Annotated in this window: 23 protein-coding genes and 3 pseudogenes; 13 read left to right on the top strand and 13 right to left on the bottom strand. The window is 68.5% G+C overall.

Features of this window, described 5'->3' with window-relative positions:
- Positions 1-6: 6 nt before the first annotated feature.
- Complete coding sequence (locus EFK10_RS43135; protein WP_127361094.1) at positions 7-534, top strand: DinB family protein; 528 nt, start codon at positions 7-9, stop codon at positions 532-534.
- Positions 535-599: 65 nt separating this feature from the next.
- Here EFK10_RS43135 and EFK10_RS43130 read toward each other — a convergent pair whose 3' ends face one another.
- From EFK10_RS43130 to EFK10_RS43115, 4 genes are all read right to left on the bottom strand, one after another.
- Entirely contained in the window at positions 600-3,494 is a 2,895-nt protein-coding gene (locus EFK10_RS43130; RefSeq protein WP_127361093.1) for a hypothetical protein, read from the bottom strand.
- Between the two features lie 402 nt (positions 3,495-3,896).
- A complete protein-coding gene (locus EFK10_RS43125; RefSeq protein WP_127361092.1) occupies positions 3,897-4,226 on the bottom strand; it encodes an L-rhamnose mutarotase in 330 nt (109 codons plus the stop codon).
- 64 nt (positions 4,227-4,290) lie between these two features.
- The gene (locus tag EFK10_RS43120; protein ID WP_127361091.1) at positions 4,291-5,397 is read right to left on the bottom strand and encodes a mandelate racemase/muconate lactonizing enzyme family protein; all 1,107 of its coding nucleotides are present in this window, start codon (positions 5,395-5,397) and stop codon (positions 4,291-4,293) included.
- 2 nt (positions 5,398-5,399) lie between these two features.
- Complete coding sequence (locus EFK10_RS43115; protein WP_127361090.1) at positions 5,400-7,178, bottom strand: CocE/NonD family hydrolase; 1,779 nt, start codon at positions 7,176-7,178, stop codon at positions 5,400-5,402.
- Positions 7,179-7,307: 129 nt separating this feature from the next.
- Between EFK10_RS43115 and EFK10_RS43110 the strand changes: the two genes are divergently transcribed.
- The 8 genes from EFK10_RS43110 to EFK10_RS43080 all read left to right on the top strand — a co-directional run bounded on the left by EFK10_RS43110 (position 7,308) and on the right by EFK10_RS43080 (position 15,529).
- The gene (locus EFK10_RS43110; RefSeq protein ID WP_164836402.1) at positions 7,308-7,985 is read left to right on the top strand and encodes a GntR family transcriptional regulator; all 678 of its coding nucleotides are present in this window, start codon (positions 7,308-7,310) and stop codon (positions 7,983-7,985) included.
- 560 nt (positions 7,986-8,545) lie between these two features.
- Complete coding sequence (locus EFK10_RS43105; RefSeq protein WP_240677827.1) at positions 8,546-9,541, top strand: sugar ABC transporter substrate-binding protein; 996 nt, start codon at positions 8,546-8,548, stop codon at positions 9,539-9,541.
- Between the two features lie 40 nt (positions 9,542-9,581).
- A complete protein-coding gene (locus EFK10_RS43100) occupies positions 9,582-11,096 on the top strand; it encodes a sugar ABC transporter ATP-binding protein (protein WP_127361087.1) in 1,515 nt (504 codons plus the stop codon).
- A 97-nt stretch (positions 11,097-11,193) separates the two neighbouring features.
- Positions 11,194-12,396 carry an ABC transporter permease gene (locus tag EFK10_RS43095; RefSeq protein WP_206305821.1) on the top strand — a complete coding sequence of 401 codons (1,203 nt, stop codon included), beginning with the start codon at positions 11,194-11,196 and terminating at the stop codon, positions 12,394-12,396.
- Positions 12,397-13,012: 616 nt separating this feature from the next.
- On the top strand, positions 13,013-13,867 hold the full coding sequence (locus EFK10_RS43090) for an NmrA/HSCARG family protein (RefSeq protein ID WP_127361085.1): 855 nt from the start codon (positions 13,013-13,015) through the stop codon (positions 13,865-13,867).
- A 31-nt stretch (positions 13,868-13,898) separates the two neighbouring features.
- Positions 13,899-14,159 (top strand): Tn3 family transposase, encoded by a 261-nt coding sequence (locus EFK10_RS43085; protein WP_127361084.1) that lies wholly within the window; start codon positions 13,899-13,901, stop codon positions 14,157-14,159.
- 79 nt (positions 14,160-14,238) lie between these two features.
- The gene (locus EFK10_RS48205) at positions 14,239-14,394 is read left to right on the top strand and encodes a hypothetical protein (protein WP_164836398.1); all 156 of its coding nucleotides are present in this window, start codon (positions 14,239-14,241) and stop codon (positions 14,392-14,394) included.
- Between the two features lie 715 nt (positions 14,395-15,109).
- Positions 15,110-15,529, top strand: a complete 420-nt coding sequence (locus tag EFK10_RS43080) for a CBS domain-containing protein (protein WP_127361083.1) — start codon at positions 15,110-15,112, stop codon at positions 15,527-15,529.
- A 462-nt stretch (positions 15,530-15,991) separates the two neighbouring features.
- Here EFK10_RS43080 and EFK10_RS43075 read toward each other — a convergent pair whose 3' ends face one another.
- A complete protein-coding gene (locus EFK10_RS43075; RefSeq protein WP_127361082.1) occupies positions 15,992-16,396 on the bottom strand; it encodes an ArsR/SmtB family transcription factor in 405 nt (134 codons plus the stop codon).
- A 96-nt stretch (positions 16,397-16,492) separates the two neighbouring features.
- Here EFK10_RS43075 and EFK10_RS43070 point away from each other — a divergent pair, with 96 nt between their 5' ends.
- Entirely contained in the window at positions 16,493-18,487 is a 1,995-nt protein-coding gene (locus EFK10_RS43070) for a heavy metal translocating P-type ATPase (RefSeq protein WP_127361081.1), read from the top strand.
- Positions 18,484-18,888 (top strand): (2Fe-2S) ferredoxin domain-containing protein, encoded by a 405-nt coding sequence (locus tag EFK10_RS43065; RefSeq protein ID WP_127361080.1) that lies wholly within the window; start codon positions 18,484-18,486, stop codon positions 18,886-18,888. Before EFK10_RS43070 ends, EFK10_RS43065 begins: the two co-directional genes overlap by 4 nt.
- Positions 18,889-18,918: 30 nt before the next feature.
- Here EFK10_RS43065 and EFK10_RS43060 read toward each other — a convergent pair whose 3' ends face one another.
- The gene (locus tag EFK10_RS43060) at positions 18,919-19,251 is read right to left on the bottom strand and encodes a hypothetical protein (RefSeq protein ID WP_127361079.1); all 333 of its coding nucleotides are present in this window, start codon (positions 19,249-19,251) and stop codon (positions 18,919-18,921) included.
- Between the two features lie 158 nt (positions 19,252-19,409).
- Between EFK10_RS43060 and EFK10_RS43055 the strand changes: the two are divergent.
- Both EFK10_RS43055 and EFK10_RS43050 read left to right on the top strand, forming a co-directional pair.
- Positions 19,410-19,583: pseudogene (locus EFK10_RS43055) on the top strand (M56 family peptidase); the annotation flags it as partial.
- A 58-nt stretch (positions 19,584-19,641) separates the two neighbouring features.
- Positions 19,642-19,977, top strand: a pseudogene (locus EFK10_RS43050) (cation transporter); the annotation flags it as partial.
- Between the two features lie 182 nt (positions 19,978-20,159).
- Here EFK10_RS43050 and EFK10_RS52965 read toward each other — a convergent pair.
- From EFK10_RS52965 to EFK10_RS49105, 7 genes and pseudogenes are all read right to left on the bottom strand, one after another.
- A complete protein-coding gene (locus EFK10_RS52965) occupies positions 20,160-20,303 on the bottom strand; it encodes a hypothetical protein (RefSeq protein WP_322973470.1) in 144 nt (47 codons plus the stop codon).
- 119 nt (positions 20,304-20,422) lie between these two features.
- Positions 20,423-20,575: pseudogene (locus EFK10_RS52960) on the bottom strand (transcriptional repressor); the annotation flags it as partial.
- Between the two features lie 28 nt (positions 20,576-20,603).
- A complete protein-coding gene (locus EFK10_RS43040) occupies positions 20,604-21,470 on the bottom strand; it encodes a metal ABC transporter permease (RefSeq protein WP_127361078.1) in 867 nt (288 codons plus the stop codon).
- Positions 21,467-22,378, bottom strand: a complete 912-nt coding sequence (locus EFK10_RS43035) for a metal ABC transporter permease (RefSeq protein WP_240677825.1) — start codon at positions 22,376-22,378, stop codon at positions 21,467-21,469. The genes EFK10_RS43040 and EFK10_RS43035 overlap by 4 nt, the downstream gene beginning before the upstream one ends.
- On the bottom strand, positions 22,365-23,291 hold the full coding sequence (locus EFK10_RS43030; protein WP_240677824.1) for a metal ABC transporter ATP-binding protein: 927 nt from the start codon (positions 23,289-23,291) through the stop codon (positions 22,365-22,367). Before EFK10_RS43030 ends, EFK10_RS43035 begins: the two co-directional genes overlap by 14 nt.
- Before the next feature lie 2 nt (positions 23,292-23,293).
- Entirely contained in the window at positions 23,294-24,271 is a 978-nt protein-coding gene (locus EFK10_RS43025; protein ID WP_127361077.1) for a metal ABC transporter solute-binding protein, Zn/Mn family, read from the bottom strand.
- 188 nt (positions 24,272-24,459) lie between these two features.
- Entirely contained in the window at positions 24,460-24,678 is a 219-nt protein-coding gene (locus tag EFK10_RS49105; protein WP_206305820.1) for a hypothetical protein, read from the bottom strand.
- Between the last annotated feature and the right edge of the window lie 68 nt (positions 24,679-24,746).

The raw sequence follows: 24,746 nt of genomic DNA, 5'->3' as shown, positions 1-24,746 counted from the left end.
ACAGCAATGGAGGAATCGGTGTCGCAACCGACACTGGGTACGGAGAGCAAGACCCTCCTCTCCTACCTCAACGACCAGCGTGAGCACGTGCTTGGAATCCTGGAGGGCCTCGACGACGAAGCCCTGCGCCGACCGGTCCTGCCGTCGGGGTGGAGCTGCCTGGGACTGGTCCAGCATCTCGCCCTGGACGTCGAGCGGTTCTGGTTCCGTGGCGTCGTCGCCGGCGACCCGGCCGTCACCGACGCACCGGACCAGGCCCCCGACGCGGCCTGGCTGGTCGGGCCCGACGTACCGGCGGCGGCGGTTCTCGACCAGTACCGGCGGGAGGCGGACCTCGCGAACGCCATCATCACCGCCACCCCTCTGGAGGCTGCACCGGCCTGGTGGCCCGAAGGACTCTTCGGCGACTGGCGAATTGGCGATCTGCGGGAAGTCGTCCTGCACGTGATCGTCGAGACCGCGAACCACGCCGGTCACCTCGACGCCGTACGCGAGCTCATCGACGGCAGGCGCTGGCTCGTCCTGACCGAATGAAGCGCACGCTCCAGCCATGGCCGGGCTGCCGTCGATCAAGGGCAGCCCGGCGGACGGCGACGGCGTCAGTACCGCGATGTGAAGGCGTCCACGACCAGCAGGGCCGCGCTGTTGTTCACGATCTTCACCCTGTGATACCCGGCGGCCAGACCGGTGATCTGGTAGTTCACCTGCCTGACCGGATGCGGCGAGCCGCTGGTTCGGGGCGTCAAGGCACCTTGGTCAACGCCGTCGACATAGATCTCGACAGGGTCGCTGCTGGAGTTGCGCTGCGCCAACCAGGAGACACTCGTGCCGGTGAAGGCGAAGCTGACGGCGGATCCCGACGTGGACGTGTCATGTACGTCGTTGGCGTAACGGCCGTGGCCTCGCGAGCTGGTATAGGCCCAACCGCTGCCCGTGTAGCCGACCTTCAAGCCGGTGTCATTGGTGACTTGGCGGTCGGCCTCAAAGACGAACGCGTCGATGGTGAGCAGGTTGGCCGCGTTGTTCACGATCCGAAGGGTGTGCGAGCCCGGAGCGAGGCCGGTGATGCTGTAATCCACCTGCTGGGTGGGGAATGGCGCCGCCGCCGTCACGGGCGTCACGGTGCCCTCGTCCACACCGTCGACGTAGACCTCGACCGGTCCCGTCTGATCGCTGCGCTGCGCCAGCCAGGACACCCCACTGCCGGCAAAGGAGAACGTCGCCGACGCGCCTGCGGAGTAGCTGTAGTGCACGTCGTCCCCGTAGTCGCCGTAACCCCGTCCGGACGAGTAGTTCCAGCCGCTGCCGGCATACGTCACCGCCGTCGCGGTGTCGTTGGAGGCCGACCACCCGGATTCGGTTGTGAAGGCGTCGATCGTGACCAGGCTGTTGCCGTTATTGACGATCTTCAGGGTGTGCCATGCCGGCGCCATTCCGCTGATCCGGTAGTCGACCTGCTGGGTTGGGTACGGCGGCGCGCTGGTCACCGGCGTGACCGTGCCCTGGTCCACGCCGTCGACGTAGACCTTGACCGGTCCGGTCTGGTCGCTGCGTTGGGCCAGCCACGAGACTCCGCTGCCATAGAAGGAGAACTGTACTGTCGCGCCGGCGGAGTAGCTGTAGTGCACATCGTCGTCGAAGTCGCCGTAGCCACGGTTGTTCGAGTAACCCCAGCCCGGGCCGCTGTAACTCAGGCTGCGGGAATTGTCGTTGATGGTGCGCCCGGTGAGCAGTCCGGCGTAGGCCGGCTCGAGTCCGGCCCCGGCCATGATGGTCTTCGCGTCCGCCGGGAAGCTGGTCAGGCCGTCGTAGTTGTTGGCCACGGTGTTCGACGGGTCGGGTGTGCCGTGCAGTGTTCCGGAGCCGTTGCTGTAGTTGAACTGCACATTGTTGTTCTTGGCCGGCACGCCACAGCAGTTCTGGATGTTGCGGGACGCCTCCGAGCCGGTCTGGAGCACGTTGTACTGCACCGTCCAGTTGCCGGCGGTCGAGTCGAGGTACAGCGGAGCTCCGCCGGTGTAATCCTCGTCGTGCAGCCAGTTGTACTTCATCACGGACGGGCTGGTCATGGGCATCTGGGTGTAGAGAGCGCCACCGTCGTCGAGTACCCGCATGTCCTGGAAGATCTCGTTGTAGGTGACGGTTGCCCCTCCGCTGTAGGAGGTTCCTTCCCAGCCGAGGTTGACGCTGATCGCGGTGTAGGGCAGTTGTCCGATGGCGTTGTGGCTGAGGGTGGTGCCGGTGGTGTAGCCGACGAACACCCCGACGGCGCTGCGGTAGACCTGTCCGGCGAACGTGATGGCATTGTCGGTCACCGTGTTGCCTATGACCTGATCGCCTGCGGCGGCCGTCCGGTCGGGTGTGTCGACGCTGCCGATCTGCAACGCATTACCGCCGATGTCGGTGAACCGCGAGCCGATCACGTTGTCGTTCTTGCTGCCGCGGCCGAGTTCGAGCCCGACGGTGGCCAGATGGGTGAAGGTGTCGCCGGAAAAGATAAGGTTGCTGTCGTGGTCAAACGTGACGTTGCCAGGTGTGCGGGTCAGGTCGCTCATCGGCACCTGGGTCAAGCCGCTGCCGGTGATGCGCCAGCCGGCTTGCCCTTCGGCGTATCCCTCTGACGTACTCGGTACCAGCCAGGTCGCGTGCTCGAAGGTCAGGCCGCTGAAGGTGAGGTTCGACAACGGCGAGGTGCCGGTGCCACTTCCGCTGACCAAGGTCTGCACAGTCGGCGCTTCGACGTCCGCACTGGCCAGGCTCTCCCCCGGGCGCGGGATGTAGTAGAGCGTGCCCGTGCCGGAGTTGAGATAGAACTGGCCAGGGGTGGAGAGCACTTCGTATGCGTTCTGCACCCACGACACGTTGTACGGATACTGGTTGACCACGGCTCCGCTGGCGAAGTTGTACGGCAGCTCGGCGTTGGTGTAGCACGGCTGCGCGAGGGTGATCGCGGTCCCCGAGGCGGCGGTTATCGGGCAGGACTTGTGCACCCAGGTGTTCTCGCTGACCACTTCGGCTCCGACCACGTCCGGCCAGGAGGCCATGCTGGAGTCGGGCGCGGTAAGCCCGGTCGAGGTCGGTGACCAGCCGGAGGGGTTGGACGGCCCGCGGGCGATCTGGGCTCGGACCCCGTCGACGTACAGTTCGCGGGTGTGCAGTGAGGTGCCGACAGAAGCGCTCCAGATGTTCTTGGCGCTGTCATGCAACGTCCAGCCGGTGATCTGCTGGGCGCCGCTGATCTCCGGCGTTTCTCCAGGGTAGGCCTGGTAGACGACGCGGTGCCCGCTCGTGCCCGAGTCGTGCGCGGCATCGCTGAAGGACCAGGTGGTCGAACGTCGGTAGACGCCACCGCGCAGATTGACGACGATGTCGCCGGTCATGGTCGCGGTCAGGCGCCGGACCATTGCCTGGGCTCCGTCCAGGCTGCACGGTGCGCTGATGGTGCAGCCGCTGGTCGCGGTCGCCGTGGGGGCCGCATACAGCGTGGTCTGCACGCTCGCCGATGCCGGCGGCGCAAGAGCAATCAGGCCTCCGGCTCCCAATACGGCCGCCGTCGCAGCGGCGAGAACAGACACGAGTTTTGTTCTCCAGGCATGGCTCATCGGCGGGTGCCTCTCGGGTTTCGTGGCAAGGACGTCGCGCTGGACTACCGGACGCAGCACGACCCGGTCGGGAAGCAGAATCAACTTCCTATATGATCCAGGATCCTGGGACGCGGCTCACCGGTTGTCAAGGCTTTGGGCTGGACGGCCACGGCGGCGCCGGGGTGAGAACTTCCCCTGAACCTCCGTATGCGGGATACGGAAACTGAGTCAGCGCCAGTGACCTGCAGGTTGTCGCGCACAGCGAGGTCCACCAGGGGGTGATGCGCGTCGACGCGCATCACCCCCTGGTGCTCAGTCAAGGTGGAACACTTCCTCCATCGGCGCCCACCACTGCCCGTCGTGGGCGGTGCCGACAGGCTGCTGGCAGGGATCGGTGAGCTGCCACCACCGTTTCGTCTCAGGGTCCGCGGCCATCGCCGCCATGTCGGCGTCGTAGTCGTCGCCGTCGTACTCCAGATAGGAGAACAGGACGCCGTCGCGCAGGTAGATCGAGTAATTGCGGATGTGCACCGCGCGGAGCATCGCGAGCACGCCGGGCCAGGCGTCGGCGTGCAGCGCGCGGTACTCCGCCTCTTTCTCCGGGCGCAGCCTGATGACCGACGCGAAGCGCTGCACGCTCATCGGGGGCTCCGTTTCCGCAGCGTCTCCACGCCGCCGTCCACTGGATCAATACCGGATGATCGACTCATGAGACCAAAATAGGGCTGGCCGATTGCTTCGCGCGGATCGCGTCCCAGTCCCAGTCGACGCCGATTCCAGGGCCGGGCGAAGGATAGGCGTAGCCGTCCCGGACTTCGAGCTGCGAGCTGGTGATCGACTCGAGTTGCGGAATGTGCTCCACCCACTGGCCGTTCGGTACGCCACAAGCAAGCGCGACGTGCAACTCCATCAGGAAGTGGGGCGCGACCGGAACGTTGTACGCCTCCGCCAGGTGCGCGACCTTGAGCCAGGGCGTGATGCCGCCGATGCGGGCCACATCGACCTGAACCACCGAGCAGGCGCCGGCATGCAGGTAGTCCTTGAACTGGCTGACGCTGTAGAGCGATTCACCAATCGCGATCGGCACCGGCGAGGCAGCCGCCAGACGGGCATGCGCCCCGACGTCATCGGCCGCCAGCGGCTCTTCGATCCAGGCGAGGTCCAGGTCAGCCAGGGCCCTGCTGCGTCGCTCGGCGTTATCGAGGCGCAGCCCCTGGTTGGCGTCGACCATGAGCTGAAACGTATCCCCCACCGCGGCACGTACCGCGCTGAGCCGATCACGATCCTCCACATGGTGGGGCTTGCCGATCTTCAGCTTCGCACCCTTGAAGCCGGACTCCCGCATTCGGACCGCGTCGTCGACGAGCTCCTCGGCAGACAGGTGCAGCCACCCGCCCTCTGTTGTGTAGACGGGCATTCGGTCGTGCGCACCGCCGACAGCTCGGTACAACGGGACGCCGGTCCGGATGCACCGGAGATCCCAGAAGGCGATATCGATCGCAGCGAGTGCCAGCGAGCTGATCGGCCCGACGGCCAGTGCGTGCATGCTGAACAGCAGAGACCGCCAGTTGGCTTCGAGGGTCTCGGTATCCATCCCGATCACCCGCGGGAGCAGATGGTCACGCATGAGCGCGACAATCGAACTTCCTCCGCTACCGATCGTGTAGGTATAGCCGGTGCCGACGCAGCCCTCGTCGTCGGTCAGGGTGAGGATCGGCGTTTCCTGGCTGACGAAGGACTGGATCGCGTCGGTCCGTTGCGTCATCGGTTTGAGGTCAACCAGCGTGAGCTCGGCCCGAACAATGCGCGCCATGACTATGCCTCCGTGTCTCGGGTCGGTTCGCCGACCGTCGGCAGCACTTGCAGCTCCAGGTAGGACGGTGTGGATGCGGCATGCTGAATCGTCTGATGGGCCTTGACGAAATCCCCCTGGGTGGCCGTCGCGATCGCACCACCGTGATTGGGGTTGACATCGAAGCGGGGATAGTTGGAACTGGAGATCTCCACTCGCACCGCGTGCCCTGCCGGTATCACGATGCTGGTGTAGCCGAGATCGATCCGGTACTCGTGGCACTCGCCCGGAATGACCGGTTCGGAGTGCGACGTGCCGTGCCGATATCGCGCCCGGACGATGCCGTCACAAATGCTCAGCGCACGGCCATCGGGATGGACCTCGACGAGTTTCGCCGTCCAGTCGGTGTCCGTCGCCGACGTCCGGGCGTGCAGTACGACGTTCACCGCGCCGCCGATCTCGAGGTCCTGCTCGAGCGGCGCGGTCGTGTAGGACAGGACGTCCGGGCGCGCCTCGACGGTTCGTTGGTCCCGCGGCCCGGCGTGTAGACCGACATAGGCGCCCGGCAAGAACGTCGAGCCACCGGCAGTCGGTACCGGATCGGCCGGATCGAAGACGTACTCAGCAGTTCGTTCGTCATCGCCGGGCAGGGCACTCTGCAGGGAGCCCGGCGCGGCGCCGTCCGGTGCGGGTACCAGGTACAGCCGGGTCGTCACGGCACGCTTCGGTGGCCAGCTGGTCTCCGCACTCCAGCGGTTGCTGCCCATCACGAAGACCTTGACCGGCGCTTCCGTGGAGTGAGCGGAGGCGTCGGCTTTCAGAAAGGAGCCGAACCAGTCGAGTTGCACGGCGGTCATGTCGAGTGCGGCGGCTGCCGCGTCGGCGGCGAAGTACACCTCGCCCAGGGCATCATGGGGCACGGCGTGCGCCCACGGCCCGATGATCAGGTGCTGGCGGGTGTTCGCGTCGCCGCCCGCAGCGGACATCCCCCGGTAATTTGCGACCGTGCCGCGCAGGAACAGGTCGAACCAACCGGCGATGTGCAGCGCCGGAACCTTGATCCGGTCGTAGCGGTCGGCGATGCTGATCGGCCGCCAGTAGTCATCCCGATCGGGATGAGTGAGCCAGTCGCCCCAGGCCGGCAGCAACGATTTCAGCGCCGTCACGTCGGCCAAAGGGCGTGCCGAATACGCCTGCCCGGGATCGCGCGACAGCCGGCCGATCTCTGCCGACAGCTCTGCGACGTCCTGTCCCGCAGCCGTGCGTCGGGCCGCCTCGGCAGCGGCCAGCCCGAGCGCCCAGTAGAGACTGAACCCGAGCTCGAGCGCGCCGCCGTAGTAAGTCCAGGTGTCGTGATAGTCCGATGCCGTGGCCTGTGGCGCGATGGCCTTCAGCGCGGGAGGTTGGCGGACCGCTGCCAGCAACTGCGTTGCGGCATAGTACGAAGCCCCGTACATCCCGATATCGCCGTTGCAGTACGGCTGCGCGGCGAGCCATTCAATGGTGTCGACGCCGTCGTCGCCCTCGTCGAAGAACGGGGTGAAGTCGCCCTCCGAGCCGAACCTTCCCCTGGTGTCCTGGATGACGACCACGTATCCGGCTGCCACCGCACGGAGCGGTTCGATGCCGGCGCTCACCACGACCGCGAACGAGTCCGCTCGGTTGTACGGGGTCCGCTGCAACAGCGCCGGGAACCGGCCGGCGCGGGCCGGGCGCCAGATGTCGGCCTGTAGCCGAACCCCGTCGCGCATCGGCACCCACACGTCGCGTTCGACGATCACGGATTCGTTGCCCATCTGCATCGTTGCTCCCGTCCTGAACGTTCCTATAGGATATACGAATCTGCTCCCGAGCAACACCACTCGAACCACCGAATCAGCTACTATGTGTTTATGGTTGAGGGCCCGAGCGCAACTGGAGGTGACACCGCGATGCCGTCCATCTGGACAACGGCGGATGGCCCAGTGCGCTCCGTACTGGCCGACCGCGTCTACGAGTTGCTCAAGGTAAAGCTCATGGACAACGTGGTGGAGCCTGGCGCGCGGCTGTCGATCGATGCACTGTCGCGGGACATGGACGTGTCCGCGACCCCGATTCGCGAGGCGTTGGCCAGACTCGAGTCGGACGGTTTGGTGGTGAAGCGCGCACACCGCGGCTACACGGCGGCCCCCCGCCTCGATTCGCGGGCCTTCGACGAGCTCTTCCGGATGCGGATGCTTCTCGAACCGGCGAGTGCTTCCTGGGCGGCGCAGGCCGCGAACGCAAAGCAGATCGTGGCACTTGAGGACCTGATCGCCGCGATGAGGGAACCCGTGACCGGGGACAGCTACGAGAACTACCGCGCGTTCGCGGCGCAAGACGCGGCCTTCCATCTGGCGCTCGCCGAGGCGAGCGGCGTCGGCCTGATGGTCGACGTCCTGACCCGACTCCGTCCCCATACTCAGCTCTACCGCCTCTACTACACCGTTGGAATCAGCGACGACACCGTTGCCGAGCACAGCCGGGTGATTGATGCCGTGTCCCGGCGGGACGCCGATTCCGCCGCCGCGGCCATGGCCGCTCACCTGTCGGCCTCGCATCAGCGCCTGTCGACTGCTGTTGGCCGCTGACCGGCCAACGGCAGTCGACAACATTTCCCCTTTGACCACCGCAGGTCTGGGTTCGACCCACCGCTGGACGAGGCCCGTCCGGGTCGGCGTCAGCTCACCTTCGTCGATGCCGTCGACTTCGACAGCAGCGCCGGCGCTGGTCCATCCCGAGCCCGTGTAGGCGACGGACGGTTCGGTTTCCTCCACCGTCGTTCGGCCTGGTTCGCCGACCAGCACCGCGCCAGTGGGCTGCGCTCCTGGTCGCGTTCGGCGACTCCACCGCAGCTCTCCACTCTTCGCTCTGGACTAGGCGGCTGACGGTAGCTAGGATCCTATATTATCTTCGATTTAGGCGGGATACCCAGAACGCCTCAAGACCGAAGAATCCACACAGACCCGTGCGCGTCGACGCGTCGGGTTGAGACAACAGAGCAGGCACGGCCCCCAGGGTGTGCCCAGTCTGTCGGCAGTCGTCTTACCACTTGAAGAGCGAATCAACTTCGTCGCACGCCACCTCCCCGGCGGTGCGGCACCGTCTGTCATCTATGCGTAGCTCAGACAGGAGCACAGAAGTGAAGACAATGATGTCTACAGCCGCGATCGTGGCCACCCTCGCGTGTGCGGCGGCGGCACTATCGGGATGCAGCTCCGAGCAGACGACGTCGCAGAGCGCCAGTCCGTCGGGCACAGGGAAGACGTCCTACACTTTCGGGCTGGCCAACCAGCAGGAATCGGTCACCCTCCCCGCAGCACTGGCCAAGGGTGCCAAGGAGAAGGCAGCCGAGCTCGGAGTCAAGATCGTGGACCTCGACTCGCAAGGCGACCAAACCAAGCAGGCCAGCCAGGTCCAGGATCTGATCGCGCAGAAGGTCAACGGAATCATCCTGGTGCCGCTGTCTCCCGGTCCGGCACAGGCATTGGCCGATCAGGCTGCGGCTGCCGGCATCCCGATCGGAACGGCGCACGGCTACGTCGGCGCCAACCAGGACGTGAACACGCCCTATGCGAAGTTGAAGTTCGTCATCGACGAGAACGAGCTGGGTGCGGGCGCGACAGCGGGCGCGATGGCCCTCAAGGCCATACCGAACGGTGGAAAGGTCGCGGTGATCAGCGGGTCGGCGGGCTTCGTGGAGAACACGACCCGGGTCACCAAGTTCAAGGAAGCCCTGGCTGCGGCCGGCGCCGGGAAGTACAAGATCGTCGCCACCCAGCCCGGGGACTGGACCAAGGAAAAGGGCCAGTCGGCTTGCCAGAACATTCTCGCCGCGACCCCGGACATCGGCCTGTTCTACACGCTGTCCGATGACATGGCAGTGGGCTGCGCGACCGCCGTCAAGTCGGCCGGTTCCAAGGCCAAGATCATCGGCCTGGGCGGGTCGGCCTCCGGGATCGCGGCAATCAAGTCCGGCGCTGTGTACGGCACGGTCTGCTACAAGCCCGAGGACGAGGGTGCGATGGCCGTGCAGATGATGTACGACGCCGTGACCGGCAAGCTGACCGGCGCCCCGAAGACCACCTTCTACGACACCCCTGGGATCACTGCGGCCAACGTCAACTCCTGCACACCGCAGTGGTGACCCGGACGCCAGCGCACTGACACCACGAAGAAGGATCCTCATGGCTGAAAGCTCGGCCGGACCGCGCGAACCGGTCCTCGTTGTCGCAGACGTGCACAAGATCTACTCCAGCGGCACCCATGCGTTGCGAGGTGTTTCACTGGCGGTCCGTCCGGGCTCGGTGCATGGCCTGATCGGTGCCAACGGCGCCGGGAAGTCCACTCTCATCCGGATCATGTCCGGCGTCGAGACCGCGACCAGCGGGACGGTGTCGTGGCAGGGTGAGCCGGTCTCCTGGACGACCCCCAGCCAAGCGCTCGCCGCCGGCATGGCAGCAGTACATCAGCACACCCCGCTGGTACCGAGTTTGTCCGTTTTGGACAACATCTTCCTCGGTCGCAAGGACTCGATGAGGTGGGATGTCGCACGGCGCGAAGGTGAGCTGCGCGAACTGTGCGAACGCATGGGCTACGACATCGATCCGCACCAGACCATCGGCGAACTGTCGACCGGCGGCAAGCAGATGGTCGCGATTCTGCAGGCTCTGGCACGTGACGCGAAACTGGTGCTGCTCGACGAACCCACGGCGGCGTTGTCGCCACACGAGCGGGACGTGCTGTTCAGTTCCATCCGCAGGCTGCGCGACCAGGGCACCACGTTCGTCTATGTGTCGCACTTTCTCGACGAGATCCTCGCCTTGACCGATCAGCTGACGGTCCTACGGGATGGTCAGGTCATCGTCGACGCTCAGACCTCAAGCGTGACCAAGCAAGATTTGGTGACCGCCATCGTCGGACAACGACTGGCCAGGGTCGAACAAGAGAACAGCACCCCGGACAGGTCGGTGGGAGAACCCCTGCTCGTCGTGGACGGTCTGAGTTCGCCCGGCCGGTTCGGCCCGATCAGCCTGACCGTGCACGCCGGCGAGGTGGTGGGGCTGGCCGGCCTGCTCGGCAGCGGACGCACCGAACTCCTCGAAGCGATCTACGGCGCCGACCGTTCCGCAGCCGGCACGGTCCGGGTCGGCGCGCATCGCCTCCGGCACCGGTCACCGCGGGCCGCGGTCAAGGCAGGCATGGCACTCGTGCCGGAAGACCGCGCCCGGCAAGGCCTGCTGCCGGAATGGGAGGTTTGGCGCAACATCTCGCTGCCGGACTTGTCGAGCATGTCGCGTCGACGCCTCCTGCCCGAGCGTCAACGCGAGCTGCAGGTTACCGAACAGGCAATCGCGGAGCTCGGCATCAAGACACCGTCCGCGGAAGCGCCGGTCGGCGAGCTCAGTGGCGGCAACGCCCAGAAAGTCGTGTTCGCCAAGTGGCTCTACGGCCCCGCGCGGGTGTTCTTGCTCGACGAGCCGTCGGCGGGCGTCGACATTGGCGCCAAAGCGGACATCATCCAACTCATCCGCAGGCTGGCCCGTGCCGGCAAGGGCGTGTTCATCGTCTCGTCCGAATTCGAGGAACTCCTCGGCGTTTGCGACCGGATCCTCGTCGTCCGGCGTGGACAGATCATCTCTGAACGCCCCGTGGTCGACACCGATCTGCATGAGCTGACCGCCTTGGCCAGCGGACTGTAGGAAAGGCACACATCTCATGACCTCTGCTACCGCGACGGCACGCCAGCGCAGCAACAGTGGCTGGCGCCGTGCCCTGGCACCCCGCTCCGCAGGCGTGGTGTACGCGCTGGTCGCCCTCGTCCTCGCGCTGACGATCACCTCGTCGGTGCAGTCACGGCCCAGTTATCTCAGCAGCGTCAACGTCAGCAACATTCTCGATCAGTCGTCACTGATCGGTATTCTCGCGATCTTCATGACCGTCGTGCTGATCACGGGTAACTTCGATCTGTCCGTCGCGTCGACCGCCGCATTGGCAGGCACAGTCGCCCTGAAGTTGATCGATCACTACGGCGCGATGATCGCCCTGCTCGCCGCTCTGCTCACCGGTGTGCTGGTCGGGCTGATCAACGGCGTCCTCGTGCAGAAGGTCGGCGTCAACGCCTTCATCGTCACGCTTGGCACGCTCACGGCGGTCCGGGGTGTGGTCCAGGCGGTCCTCAATGGCCAGAGCATCACCGCAACCGACACGGCGTTCGAGCAGTTCGAGACCGCGAGGTGGATCATGCCGGTGGGCGTCGCCATCGTCGCCGGCATCCTGCTGATCGCGACGGGTGTCGTGCTCACGGTTCGCTCGAAGCTGCGACAGCTCACCGCGGGCAACGTGATGCTGGTTGCCGGCGGTGCGGCCTTGCTGGCCATCGGCGCGTTCCGGCCCCTGTTGCTGAATGAGACCGTGCCGGTGTGGATCATGATCGGCCTGTCCGTGGTCACCAGTCTGGTGCTGCGCTACACGGTCGTCGGCAGAAACATCTACGCGGTAGGCGGCAATCCCGAAGCCGCCCGGTTGTCGGGAATCAACGTCGATCGCTACAAGATGACTGCCTTCGTCGTGAACGGCTTCGTGGCTGCCGGCGTCGGTGTGCTTTACGCGGGCAAGTTCAACTCCGTCGACCCCACCCTGCTGACCGGAAGCGAACTCACCGTCATCGCGGCCGCCGTGCTGGGCGGGACCTCGCTGTTCGGTGGCTCGGGCTACGTCACCAAGTCGGTGATCGGCACGCTGATTCTCTTCACCCTCAGCAATGGGTTCAACGTTCTGAACATAGGCTCGAACTACCAGAACGTCGTCCAGGGCACCGTGCTCGTCGCGGCTGCGGCGATGTATACCGCCACCAGTGCTGGAGGCCGCGGCTTCATCGCCTCCGCCCTGGCCCGCCGACGCAAGGACGAGCCGGAGCCCGCACCGGCCACGGCCGCCATACCGGAGGACCAGTCGCCGGCGAACACCCCGCAGATGACCTCGGCGCCCCAGTCCAAGTGACCGACGGTTCTCTTCGCCGACGATGTTGCGTTCTCGAGGTTCTCGTCGGTACGGGCGGAGCAGCCAGCGACGTATGGGAGGGGAGTCGAGCACCGGGGGCGGGCCGTCGTTCCGAAAGTCGGACGAGGGTCAGATGAGGCGCTTACGGCCCCAGACGAAGTTGAACACCGTGATGGCGGCGGTCAGGGCCAGCAGGATGGAGGCTCCCAGCCACTGCATCACTCTTGTCAAGGCAGGACGCCGTCGCCTTGGTGGTCGTCTCCCTGCAGGTGCTGTACCCGAGGAGCTTCCCTGAGACGTCAGCGGCGCCCATGCGGAGGGTCCCGGCGGCTTCGCTTTCGTCGTGCCGTGCGGTGAGGCGGCTGCGGACATGGCTGCCTCCTCCGGGACGAGTGCGGGCGACCGCCGTGGGTGGCCGTGGCCCATACGCTGCCTCAGCACATGCCGCTACGCACCTCGAAACCGGAATCAGTGCGGTGTGTCCTCGCCCGTCTGCGCCGGGCCGCGCTCCGGGCCGTCCGCCCACCGGTGCGCTCGCCCGTTCGGACAGAGGGAGTGGCCGGACCGGGGCGCTGCCGCGACCATGAACGGGGGCGGACCGTTGCGAGGAGGAGCCATGACGATCGCGGTGCTGGGTGCTACGGGTGGACAGGGCGGTGCCGTGGTCGAAGCGCTTCTCGAGGTGGGACACAGCGTGCGTGCGGTGGTGCGCGACCCTGCGGGGGCCAAGGTCCGCGCACTGGTCGCGGCGGGCGTCGAGGTGGTGCCGGGCGAGCTGACCGATGCCGTCTCACTCGCCGCGGCGTTCCGGGGCGCGGCCGCCGCGTACGCGCTCACCACACCCTTCCAGGACGGCCTGGCGGCAGAGGTGGCACAGGGCACGGCGATCATCGAGGCGGCCGCACGCGCCTCGCTGCCGCATCTTGTCATGGCGTCTGTCGCGAGCGCCGACCGCGATACCGGCATTCCGCACTTCGAGACGAAGGCCCGCATCGAGCAGGCCCTCGCCGAGGCGGACCTGCCCGCCACGGTCGTCGCGCCAACCTATTTCTACGACAACGCCCTTGGCGCGCTCCAGGAGGTCGCTGCTGGCGAGATCACCATGGCGCTCCCGGCCGACACGCCGCTCCAGCAGGTCTCCCGGCTCGACCTCGGCCGCGTCGTGGCGGCGATCGTCGCGGAGCCGGGCCGATGGATCGGTCACCGCGTCGAAATCGCTGCGGACGACCCCACCCCCGCGCAGATGGCCCGAGCCGTGGCAGACGCGGCGGGCGGCCCCGTGACCTTCCGTCACATCCCCCTGGAACCGTTGCGGCAATCCAGTCCCGACATGGCTGCGATGTACACCTACTTGACGGAGAGCGGCTACCACGTCGACCTCGCAGCCCTGCGCGCCGACTTCCCCGGTATCTCCTGGCTGTCGTTCGCGGACTGGGCCGCGCAGCAGACCTGGCCGGTGCCGCGCCGCTGACCCTCGGCACGTCGGCTGGGCTGCCCTGGACATGTCGAGGGCCTGGGGCGACGGCACCACCGCGGCCGCCGACGGCACGGACACGTACCTCAACAACCTGCTCGCCGACCTCCGTCGGGTACGGCCGGCCGGGATCGCCTACCTCCACATCGCCGACACCTACATCGCGCTGTTCACGCACTTCATCCCATGCGGCGTATGGGAGGCGGCCTACATCACCGAGGGCCTGCTGAAGAACGCCTCCGAGCTGAAGCCGACCACGATCCACCTTCACACCCGGGGCCAGAGCTAACCGCCCCAGCCGGTCCGCGCAGTACCAGCAGATCGACGCGCTGTTCGGCGAGCCGGGCTCGAACTACATCAACTGGGCCTTGATCGACACGCACTTCAAGGACCTGATGCGGGTGGCCGTCTTGGTCCGCGAGGAGGCGCTGTCCCGAGTGCTGCCGCCCTCCAGCTGCCAGGAGTCGTTCTTCTCCGAGTGCAGGATGCCGGTATCGGAGATCGTCCATGATCCCCTCCCATAACGGCACGACAGCTGCACCCGGGTTAAGCACGGCTACCCGCCCCCGCCATCTGGGCGCCACCGGCCGGGCGCATTCTGCAACATCTACCGGAGCACCGAGGTGGCCGCGTCCATCGTTTTGTCCAGGCAGTGATCGCCTACGGGGCGGCCGCAGCAAGGACCTCCCCCGCTGCTGACTGCCCGCTTCATGGCTGCCGGCACGACGGCCTCCACTGCGCGGATGCGCCGGGACGCCGCATCCTGGACCGAGAGACAGTGGCCGCATCACGTGGCACCCCAAGCCGGGGGCACACCGCGTGTCCTCGCCTGCCGTCGACGAGTGCTGGCAGGCCACCCCGATGGCTGAACACGTCCAGGAGGCATGCGCCATGGCCGTTCATGTCACCGGCGCCGCGGACAGCACGCGCTTCGAGGCGCCTGTCGAGGGCAGGCCCGCACTTCGCGGCCCACCTACGCAGCGCGAGCTTGATCGGGTAGGCCCACGCCGAGCTCGACCCCTTCTCCGAGGAGCTGGGGGTGGGCGCCGTGCCAGCCCGCGCGGCCCCAGAGGACGCCTGCACGCGCGGACTGCCGCTACTCGTCACCTGCCCGTTCACCATCGGCTCGATGACCCGTCACCCGGGTACGCCTTCCTCGACCACCGGAACCGCAGCCGAGCGACGGGCCAACCGCGCCGTCCTCTGCACGCCGTGCCAGAACGACCACTGGAGGGCCCCATGGAACTCGTTCGCGACGTGATGACCACCCAACCCGTGACCGTTCCCCCGTACACCTCGCTCACCGCCGTCGCCGCATGCATGCGCGACGCCGACGTCGGCTGCATCCTCGTCACCAGCGACGACGACACCCTGCATGGCGTGATCACGGACCGCGACATCACCGTCCGTGCCACCGCCGAGGGCCTGATCGCCGGCAGCACGACGGCCCACCAGGCGGCCTCCGGAAACCTCGTCACCGTCGCCCCCGACACCACCGTGTGCGCGGCCGCCACGCTGATGCGCGCCCACGCCCTCCACCGGCTCCCTGTCGTGGACCGCGGCCGACTCGTCGGCCTGCTCTCACTCGGGGACATCGCCGCCACGCCCCACGCACAAGAGGTCCTCATCGCCCTCAGCCGCGCCCAAGCCAACCACTAACCCATTGAGATCGTTTCATCCTGAATTCGCAGGTGAACACCCTATTGCGGCTGTGCCGCACGCCGGGAGGCGGGTAAGAGGCCGCGCGAATAGGTGGGGCGGCGTCGCGTGCCGATGGCTCTCGCCTGGCGGCGTTGTCGTCGGTCGACGACGTCCCCCAGCCTGGCGGCTGGGTGGGGGTCCTCCCCCTGGCTTCGGCGGGGGCACCCCCACCAGCCTTCGGCCGGTGGGGGTGCCCCGGACGGAGTCTGGGGGAGAGTGCCCCCACCGCCTTGCCAGACCCGGCCCTCGACACGCTCCTTCCTCCGCCCCACCTATTTGCGCGGCCTCTAAATCGGTGGGTGCGCGGGCGGTGCTTCGGCGGAGAGCCGCTCTCACGCTGCCCGTTGCCCTGCGTGCAGGGGTACGGCGGGCCGAGCCCCGCCGCGACTGACTGCCGGGACCCCGTTATCAGCGCGGTTGTCAGCGCGCCGCGGCGGCGGGTTCGGACTCTGCGGGCGGGAAGGTGTCGGCGGGGGTGTCGCGCAGGCCGAGGCGCAGGTGCTCGACGTGGAACAGGGCCTGCTCCAGGAGTTCGGCGACGTGGTGGTCGTAGAGGGCATAGACGATCGAGCGGCCATGGCGCTCGCCGGTGACCAGGCCGAGGTTGCGCAGCAGGCGGAGCTGATGGGAGCAGGCGGACGGTTCCATGCCCACGGCCTCGGCGAGGTCGCCGACCGCGCTGGGGCCTTCCTGGAGGCGTGCGAGGATCCGCAGCCGGGAAGGGGTAGCCAGGGCCTGGAGGGTGGCGGCGACGTCGGCGGTCCCCACGGTGTCCAGGCGTTCGCGGGTGGTGGCGGTGTTCTTGTCGTCGGCTCCGTGACCCATGCCGTCCATCCTACCCATGACACCTGAAGACCTGTTCAGATAATCCTGTATGGTGGCTGTGTTGGCGTCCTCCCGCCCGTGAAGGGTTGTTTTGTCATGTCTTCTGTCCTCCTCCAGCGTCCGGACCGGGTGGCGCCGGCTGCTTCGGCAACGGCCCCGCGGCGCCGTACGCGGGTGTTCGCGCTGGCGGAGGCCCGCTGGGCCGCGTCCGCCCTGGTGCTGTTCCTGGTCGCGTTGCCGTTGCAGTTGGCCGACGCCCCGGCCTGGGCGTGGGGGCCGCTGTACGCGCTCGCCTACATCGCCGGCGGCTGGGAGCCGGCCTGGGCCGGATTGCAGGCGCTCAAGGAGAAGACCCTCGATGTCGACCTGCTGATGATCGTGGCCGCGATCGGTGCGGCGTCGATCGGGCAGGTGATGGACGGCGCGCTGCTGATCGTCATCTTCGCCACCTCCGGAGCACTGGAGGCGCTGGCCACCGCGCGCACCCAGGACTCGGTGCGCGGTCTGCTCGATCTCGCGCCGGCTACCGCCACCCGCCTGGCCCCGGACGGCCGTGAGGAGACGGTCGCCACCGAGGACCTCGCGGTGGGCGACGTCATCCTCATCCGCCCCGGCGAACGCGTCGGCGCCGACGGCCAGGTGCTGGAGGGCGCCAGCGAGGCCGACCAGGCCACCATCACCGGCGAGCCGCTGCCGGTGGTGAAGGAGACCGGCGACGAGGTGTTCGCCGGCACACTGAACGGAACCGGCGCCCTGCGGGTGCGGGTCGAGCGGGACGCCTCGGAGTCGGTCATCGCCCGGATCGTGGCGATGGTCGCCGAGGCGTCCGAGACGAAGGCACCGACCCAGCTGTTCATCGAGAAAGTCGAACAGCGGTACTCGCTCGGCATGGTCGCCGCCACCGTGGCCGTCTTCGCGATCCCGCTGGGCTTCGGCGCGGACCTGGCCGGCTCGCTGCTGCGGGCGATGACCTTCATGATCGTCGCATCGCCGTGCGCGGTGGTACTGGCCACCATGCCGCCGCTGCTGTCCGCCATCGCCAACGCCGGACGCCACGGCGTCCTGGTGAAGTCCGCCGTCGTCATGGAACGCCTCGGCCAGGTCGAGGTGGCCGCCCTGGACAAGACCGGCACCCTCACCGAAGGCACCCCCCGCGTCACCGACATCCGCCCCCTGGCAGGCTCCGGCCTGACCGAGGACGGCCTGCTGGCCCTGGCGGCCGCCGCCGAGCACCCCAGCGAGCACCCTCTGGCCCGCGCCATCACCGGTGCCGCCCGCGAACGCTGCCTGCACCTGCCCGCCGTCACGGACTTCACCTCCGCCCCCGGGATCGGGGTGAGCGCCACCGTGAGCGGTCAGGTCATCGCGGTCGGCGCCCCTGCCCGGCTGCTGAGCGACACCTCGCAGGCGGCTGCGGCCCGCACCGCCGTCGTCGCCGAAGCGCTCGAGGACAGCGGCCGCACCGCGGTCCTCGTCCGGCGGGACGGAGCCCCGGTCGGTGTGCTGGGCATCGCCGACCGGCTGCGCCCCGACGCCGCCGCCACCGTCGCCGCCCTGCACACGCTGACCGGCACGGCGCCGATGCTGCTGACCGGTGACAACCCGCGCGCCGCCGCCCGTCTCGCGGGCGAGGTCGGCATCGCCGACGTCCGTGCCGGGCTGCTGCCCCAGGACAAGGTCACCGCCGTGCGCAAGCAGGAGGCGGCCGGGCGCAAGGTGCTGGTCATCGGCGACGGCGTCAACGACGCCCCCGCGCTGGCCGCCGCCCACACCGGCATCGCCATGGGCCGCGCCGGCTCCGACCTCGCCTTGGAAACCGCCGACGCCGTCATCGTCCGCGATGAACTCGCCACCGTCCCCACCGTGATCGCGCTGTCCCGCGCCGCCCGCCGCCTGGTGGTCCAGAACCTGGTCATCGCCGGTGTGTTCATCTCCGGCCTGGTCATCTGGGACCTGGCCGGCCACCTCCCGCTGCCGATGGGCGTGCTGGGCCACGAGGGCTCCACCGTCATCGTCGGCCTCAACGGGCTGCGCCTGCTGCGCGACGCCGCCTGGCGCCGGGCCGCCGCACCGGACAGGAACCGCCCGTGAGCCGCCGCAAGAAGAAGGCCGCCCCCACACCGGGGGCGGCCCGGCCCACCGTCACCGTCTGCCGCGGCTGCTGCTGCGGCACCACCAAAGTCCCGCACCTGGACCACGCCACCCAACTCGCCGACCTGCGCACCACGCTGGCCGGTGTGGCCATGGTCCGGCGTACCGACTGCCTGGACGCCTGCGAACACGCCAACGTCATCGTCATCCAGCCCTCCGCCGGAGGACGCCACGCCGGCGGCCGGCCCGTCTGGCTCGGCCAGGTCAACGACCCCGACGCAGCAGCCGACATCACCACCTGGGTGAACAATGGCGGCCCCGGCCTCGTCGACCCGCCCGACGTCCTCGACCTCTACACCTTCACCCCCTCCCGACGCGTCCGGCACGAACTCGACGACTGACCACCACTCATTCTGAGCCGCCAGAGGCTGTCACGAGCGGGACGGTCCGGGGTCCGCCGCCTGCTTCAGCGCGCGACGCAGGTCCACAAGGCCGGGCACACCGGCCAGAGCGCCGTCGCTACCGCGGTACACCCGGCAGGCCAGTCCGGTTTTCCGGCCGGCCTCGGCGAAGGGGTCGCGGCCGTCGATGAGGATCGTGGGCGAGCCGGTGAAGCCGAGCTCGGCGGCCTGCCCCGGGGTGCTGACCTCGCGGGTGGTGAACCCCTGGTGCGGCAGCCCGACATCAGCCAGCGCCTGACGCAGCAGATCCCGGGCCGGTGCCGTGTGAGGGCAGTCGGACACGACCAGCAGCTCGATATCCATGGCCCCATCATCGCGCCCGCCACTTACGATCCATCCTCCAACGAGATCTCGGGGGCCACCTCTCACGACAGGTCGTCCAGCACGACGACCCCGCCGCGCTGTCCATCGCCCTGCTCGCCGCCCTCCTGCTCACCGCCGCTACTGCGACGGCGGCCAGGATGCTCTGGCGCCGCGCCCGCGCCGTGCTCGCAGCCGCCATCGAGGCCGCCTGCCTGCCCGGCCCCGGGCAGCTCGTGGTGCTGGACGACCCGGCCGCCGAGGCGTTCGCCGTGCCCGGCTTGCCCGGCCGCATCGTGGTCTCCACCGGCATGCTGGCCACCCTCGACGCCACCGAGCGTGAGGTGCTCCTCGCGCACGAGCGCGCACACCTACGCTGCCACCACTACCTGTTCGTCGCTGAAGCTGGCGGTGATGCCGTTCCTGTCCGCCGCCCAGCGCCGCGCCGGACGCGAGCTCGGCTCCGCCTCGGCGGTCGCGGGCTCCAAGCAGACCCTGCTGTGCACATACCTGTCGGCGGTACTGCTGGCCGGCCTGGTCGCCAACGCCACTCTCGGCTGGTCGTGGGCCGATCCGATTGCCGCCCTGGGCATTGCTGCTGTGGCGGTCAAGGAAGGCCGGGACGCGTGGCGCGGCGAGAGCTGCTGCGCTGCACCCGCCGCCGTGGCTGCGCCGACCATCGAGACCGACGCGTGCGGCTGTCGACCCGGTTGCGACTGCTGTGGCTGAACCCTGGAGGTAGCTCACTTGTTGTCGATCAGGCCGACGTGCGGGGATGCTTCGGCGGTGGGCAGTTCGGCCAAGGGACGGAAGCTGTCGGTGTGGGGCTCAGGCCTCGTCGAAGACCAGGCCTTGTGCTGGGTGGGTCATCCGCAGCATTTGTCCGTGGTGGGCGTGGGCGGGTGGTCTGGTCAGGTCGCGTTGTCGGTGTGCGTTGTCTGGAGGCAGTCGGGGCAGGTGCCGGTGAGTTCGACGGTGTGGTGGACGTCGGCGTAGCCGGAGGACTCGGTGATCTGGGCGGCCCAGGACTCGATGAGGGTGGCGTCGACGGGCACGCCGAGGCCGCAGGCGCGGCAGAGCAGGTAGTGCTGGTGCTGGGGCTGGTGCTGGGGCGGTAGCGGAAGAGGCGTTCTCCGCTGGGGTCGCGGACGACGTCGGCGCGGCCGGCGTCGGCCAGTGCGGTGAGGGTTCGGTAGACGGTGCTCAGCCCGACTCGCGTGCCGGCGGCCAGCAGCCGGGCGTGGAGGGTTTGGGTGCTGGTGAAGTCGTCGCTGCTACTCAGGGCGGCCAGTACGGTGGCCCGCTGCGGCGTCCGGCGTCCGATCATGTCTACGACCGTGCGGTCGTCGCTCATATCAGACCGCCGGGACCGTGGAGCGCCTCCGGAAGCCGGTGGCGAAGGTGGCGGCGTATACGGCGGTGGCGGCGGCCAGGATGCCGAAGCTCGGGGGCATGCTCGGCACCGCGTAGCTGAGGCCGAGTCCGGTCCACATCTCGGCGACGGCGAGGGCGGCGGACAGGGCCAGCGCATGGTAGGGGCGGTCGGTGAGGCGCTGGGCGGCGCCCGCCGGGGCGGCGAGCAGGCCGAGGATGAGCAGGGAGCCGACGGCCTGGGTGGCCTCCGCCGCGCAGGCGCCGACCACGGCCAGGAAGGCGAAGCCGAGCAGTCGTACGGGCACGCCCCGGGCGGCGGCGACGGCTTCGTCGACGGAGGCGAACAGCAGCGGCCGGGCGATGGCCAGCACCGCCGCACAGATGCCGGCCGCCACCAGTGCGGCGGTCACGGCCTGGGCGCCGGACAGGCCGAAGATCGAGCCGAAGAGGACGTTGACCCCGGCACCGCCGTTGCCCGCGCTGCGGGAGGTGGTGTAGAGGGTGAGGAAGAAGACGCCCAGGCCGAGGATCCAGGAGAAGACGTTGCCGATGGCCACGTCGTCGACCCGGCCCCGGCTGCCCAGTGTGCCCAGCAGCAGAGCGACGACGACGGTGGCGGCGAACAGGCCGAGGCGCATGTCGTAGCCGAGGGCGAGGGCGGCCAGGGCGCCGGTGAAGGCGACATGGCTGAGCGCGTCGCCGGTGAAGACCTGGGCGCGCAGTACCAGGAAGTAGCCGGTCAGGCCTGCTGCGGCGGCGATGGCGGTGCCGGCGAGCAGGGCGTGCTGGAAGAAGGGGTGGCTGAACGCGGCGGCCCATCCGGGGGCGGCCAGGACGGTTGTCGTCATGCCGGGCCTCCTGCCGGGACGCGCGAGGATACGAGGCGGGGCCGCCGGCTGGCGGCCAGGCGGCCGAGCCGGGCCAGAACGTAGGCGGCGAAGGCGAAGGTGGTCACGTAGAACCCGATGGGATAGGGCGAGTAGTAGGCGGTGATCAGGCCGAGCCAGGTCACGGCGAGGGCGATGAGCACGGACAGCGCGAGGCTCAGGGCGGGCCGGGCGGTGAGGGTCTGTGCGGTGGCTGCGGGCATCACCAGCAGGGCGAACACCAGCAGGGTGCCGGTGATCTGGCTGGCCTCGGCGGCCGCCGCCCCCAGCAGGATCAGGAACACCGTGGACAGCAGGCGTACCGGCACGCCGCGTCCGGCGGCGACATCCGGGTCGACGGAGGCGAACAGCAGCGGGCGCCCGATCGCGGCGAGCACGGCCAGGACGGCGGCCGCCACGGCGAGCAGCACCCAGACCTGGGTGGTGGTGATGCCCAGGAAGCTGCCGAACAGCAGCGAGGTGACACCGCCCAGCAGCCCCTTGTACAGGGCGCTGAACAGGAAACCGCACGCGAGCAGGAACGCCTGGATGGTGCCGGTGAGCGCCGACTCGCCCCCTCCCGCGTCCCGTCCGGCGCGTGGGATGGCGGCGATGACCAGGGCTGCGGTGAGGCAGAAGGCGAAGTAGCCGTAGGTGGCGCTGACGCCGATCAGGGTGGCGCCGGCCGCGCCGGGGAAGCCGACGGCGGCCAGGGTGTGGCCGGCGAAGCTCTGCCGCCGCAGCACCATGAACCAGCCTATGACTGCCGCCGCGACGGCGACGACGGTGCCGGCCCGGAAGGCGTTGACCATGAAGGGGAACGCCCACATCTGCTGCAGGTCGGTGACCGGGTTCCAGGACCAGGCCGGGTAGGCGTCAGCCAGCAGCACCGGGGCCTCCTTGCCGTGGCACGCTATGCCGGTCGGTGTGCAGGGCGGGGGCCTCAGGCTGTCCTACGACCACGAGCCTGCCGTCGGAGGTGCGCAGCACCTCGATCGGTGTGCTGTACAGCCGGGAGAGGGTCTCGGAGGTGATCACCTGCTCGGGGTTGCCCGCGACGGCGCCGCCCTCGGCGAGGTACACCACCCGGTCCAGGCGGGCCAGGATCGGGTTGACGTCGTGCGCCACCATGACCACGGTCACCCCCTCCTCCCGGCAGATCCGGCCGACCAGCGCGGCCACGGCCGCCTGGTTGGGCAGGTCAAGGCTGTCCAGCGGCTCGTCGAGCAGCAGCAGCTCCGGGCGGCGCACGAGCGCCTGCGCGATCAGCAGCCGCTGCTGCTCACCGCCAGAGCACTGCCCGATCGGCCGGTTAGCGTACGCCGACGCCCCGACCAGCTCGATCACCTCCGCGATCCGCTCCCCGGCCGCCTTGCGCCGGGCGCGGGACCAGCCCGGCAGCGGGATCCCCCAGCGGTCGCCGTCCCAGCCCAGCCGCACGATGTCGGTGCCGCGCATGCGCAGCGAGGCGTCGAAGCTGCGGCGCTGCGGCAGATAACCGACCCGCCCTCCGGCCTGCCCAGGCCGCCCGCCCAGCACCCGGACCTCGCCGTCGGCCGGCGGCAGTACGCCGAGCAGGACTTTGATCAGGGTGGACTTGCCCACCCCGTTCGGGCCGAGCACAGCCACGAACTCGCCCGCGCCGACCTCCAGATCGACCCCGGACCACAGGGTGCGCCCGCCGACCCGCATCGCCGCGCCGCGCAGCGACACCACCGTTCCGCCGGATGCGGACTCACTTTCCGGGGGCTGCGGGGGGACGGGGTGGCGGGCGGCTTCCAGGACGCGCGCTATCGGGTTCACGGTCACTTCCCGGTGGCCTTGGCGAGGACCGCCTCGATGCCCTGGAGCTGACGGACCTGCCAGGCCTGGAAACTGGCTCCGGCCGGGGTGAGGGTCTCGGTGACGGTGGCCACCGGGATGCCCTTCGCCTGGGCGGCCTTCACCTGGGCCTGCACGTCGGGGGTGGCGTTCTGGCTGTTGTAGACGTAGATCTTGATCTTCTTGTCGGCGATCTGCTGGTCGATGGTCGCCTTGTCCTTGGCGGTGGGGTCGGTGCCCTCGCTGACCGCGGTGAGGAAGGAGTCCGGGGTGAGCATCTTCAGCCCCAGCCCCTGGGCGAGCGGGGTCACGATCGACTCGGAGGCGCCGACGGGGGTGTTCGCGTACTTGGCCTTGATACCGGATATCAGCTGGTTGTACGGGGCGAGGGTGGTGGTCTCGAAGGTGTTCTTCAGCTTGTCGAAGTCGGCGGCGTCGGCCGGGTCGATCTTCTTGTAGTCCGAGGTGATCTTCTCGATGACCTGGTGGACATCTGCCGGGGAGTACCAGCGGTGCGGGTTGCCGCCGGGCTTGATGCCGACCAGGTCACCGACCTTGAGGTCGGTACGGCCGGAGGCGGGGTTGGCGGCCAGCAGCTTGTCGGCCCAGGCGTCGTAGCCGACGCCGTTGACGATCGTGTACTGGGCCCCCGCCGTGGTGCGGGCGTCGGCGGCCGTCGGCTCGTAGCTGTGCGGGTCCGCGTCGGGGTTGTTGATGATGCTGGTCACGTTGACGTGGCTGCCGCCGAGCTGGGAGGCGATGCTGCCCCAGAAGTTCTCCGCCGCCACCACCTGGATTGTCTTCCCGCCCCCGGAGCCGGAGGACGAGGCGGTGGACGAACCACTGCCCGAGGAGGGCGAGGTGGAGCAGGCGGTGGCGGCTATCGCGGTTATGGCCGCGACACCAGCGAGGGGGTAACGGGACGACCGGCGAACAGCGGGACGGGACGGGACAGAGCTCATGACGCGGGATCTCCTCAACCAAGCCGGGCCGCACCAGCGGGATACCGGCACTCCTGGACGCCCCCACGCTAGATAGGAATGAGTTTCAAAACCATAGACCGAAAGGCAAACATGAAAATCGTTGCCGTTTTTTGACCTCTCCGAGGTAGGCGCTTCGGGGTGGACCGGGACAACACATGCATAAGTCGCTATATACTAATGTCGCAATAGATTGACTGGATGTCGGACCTTCCGGCGGCGCGAGTGAGGAGTTCGATCATGTCCACTGCTTCGCCCATCGCCCCCATGCCGGCCATGAGCACCTGCATAGTGGCGACTGCGGCCATGTCGCGATCCCGCACGGCGACCACACCGACCACACCGACTACGCGCACGACGGGCACCGCCACGCGGCTCACCAGGGTCACTGGGACGACCACTGACCACCTCTGATCCCTAACTGAAACTCGTTCTCACATGCTAATGTGCGCATGTG

Source organism: Streptomyces soli (assembly GCF_003999195.1).
GTDB classification, from domain to species: domain Bacteria; phylum Actinomycetota; class Actinomycetes; order Streptomycetales; family Streptomycetaceae; genus Actinacidiphila; species Actinacidiphila soli.
The sequence above is the reverse complement of the archived record's forward strand: the minus strand, read 5'-3'. Positions and strand labels throughout refer to the sequence as shown.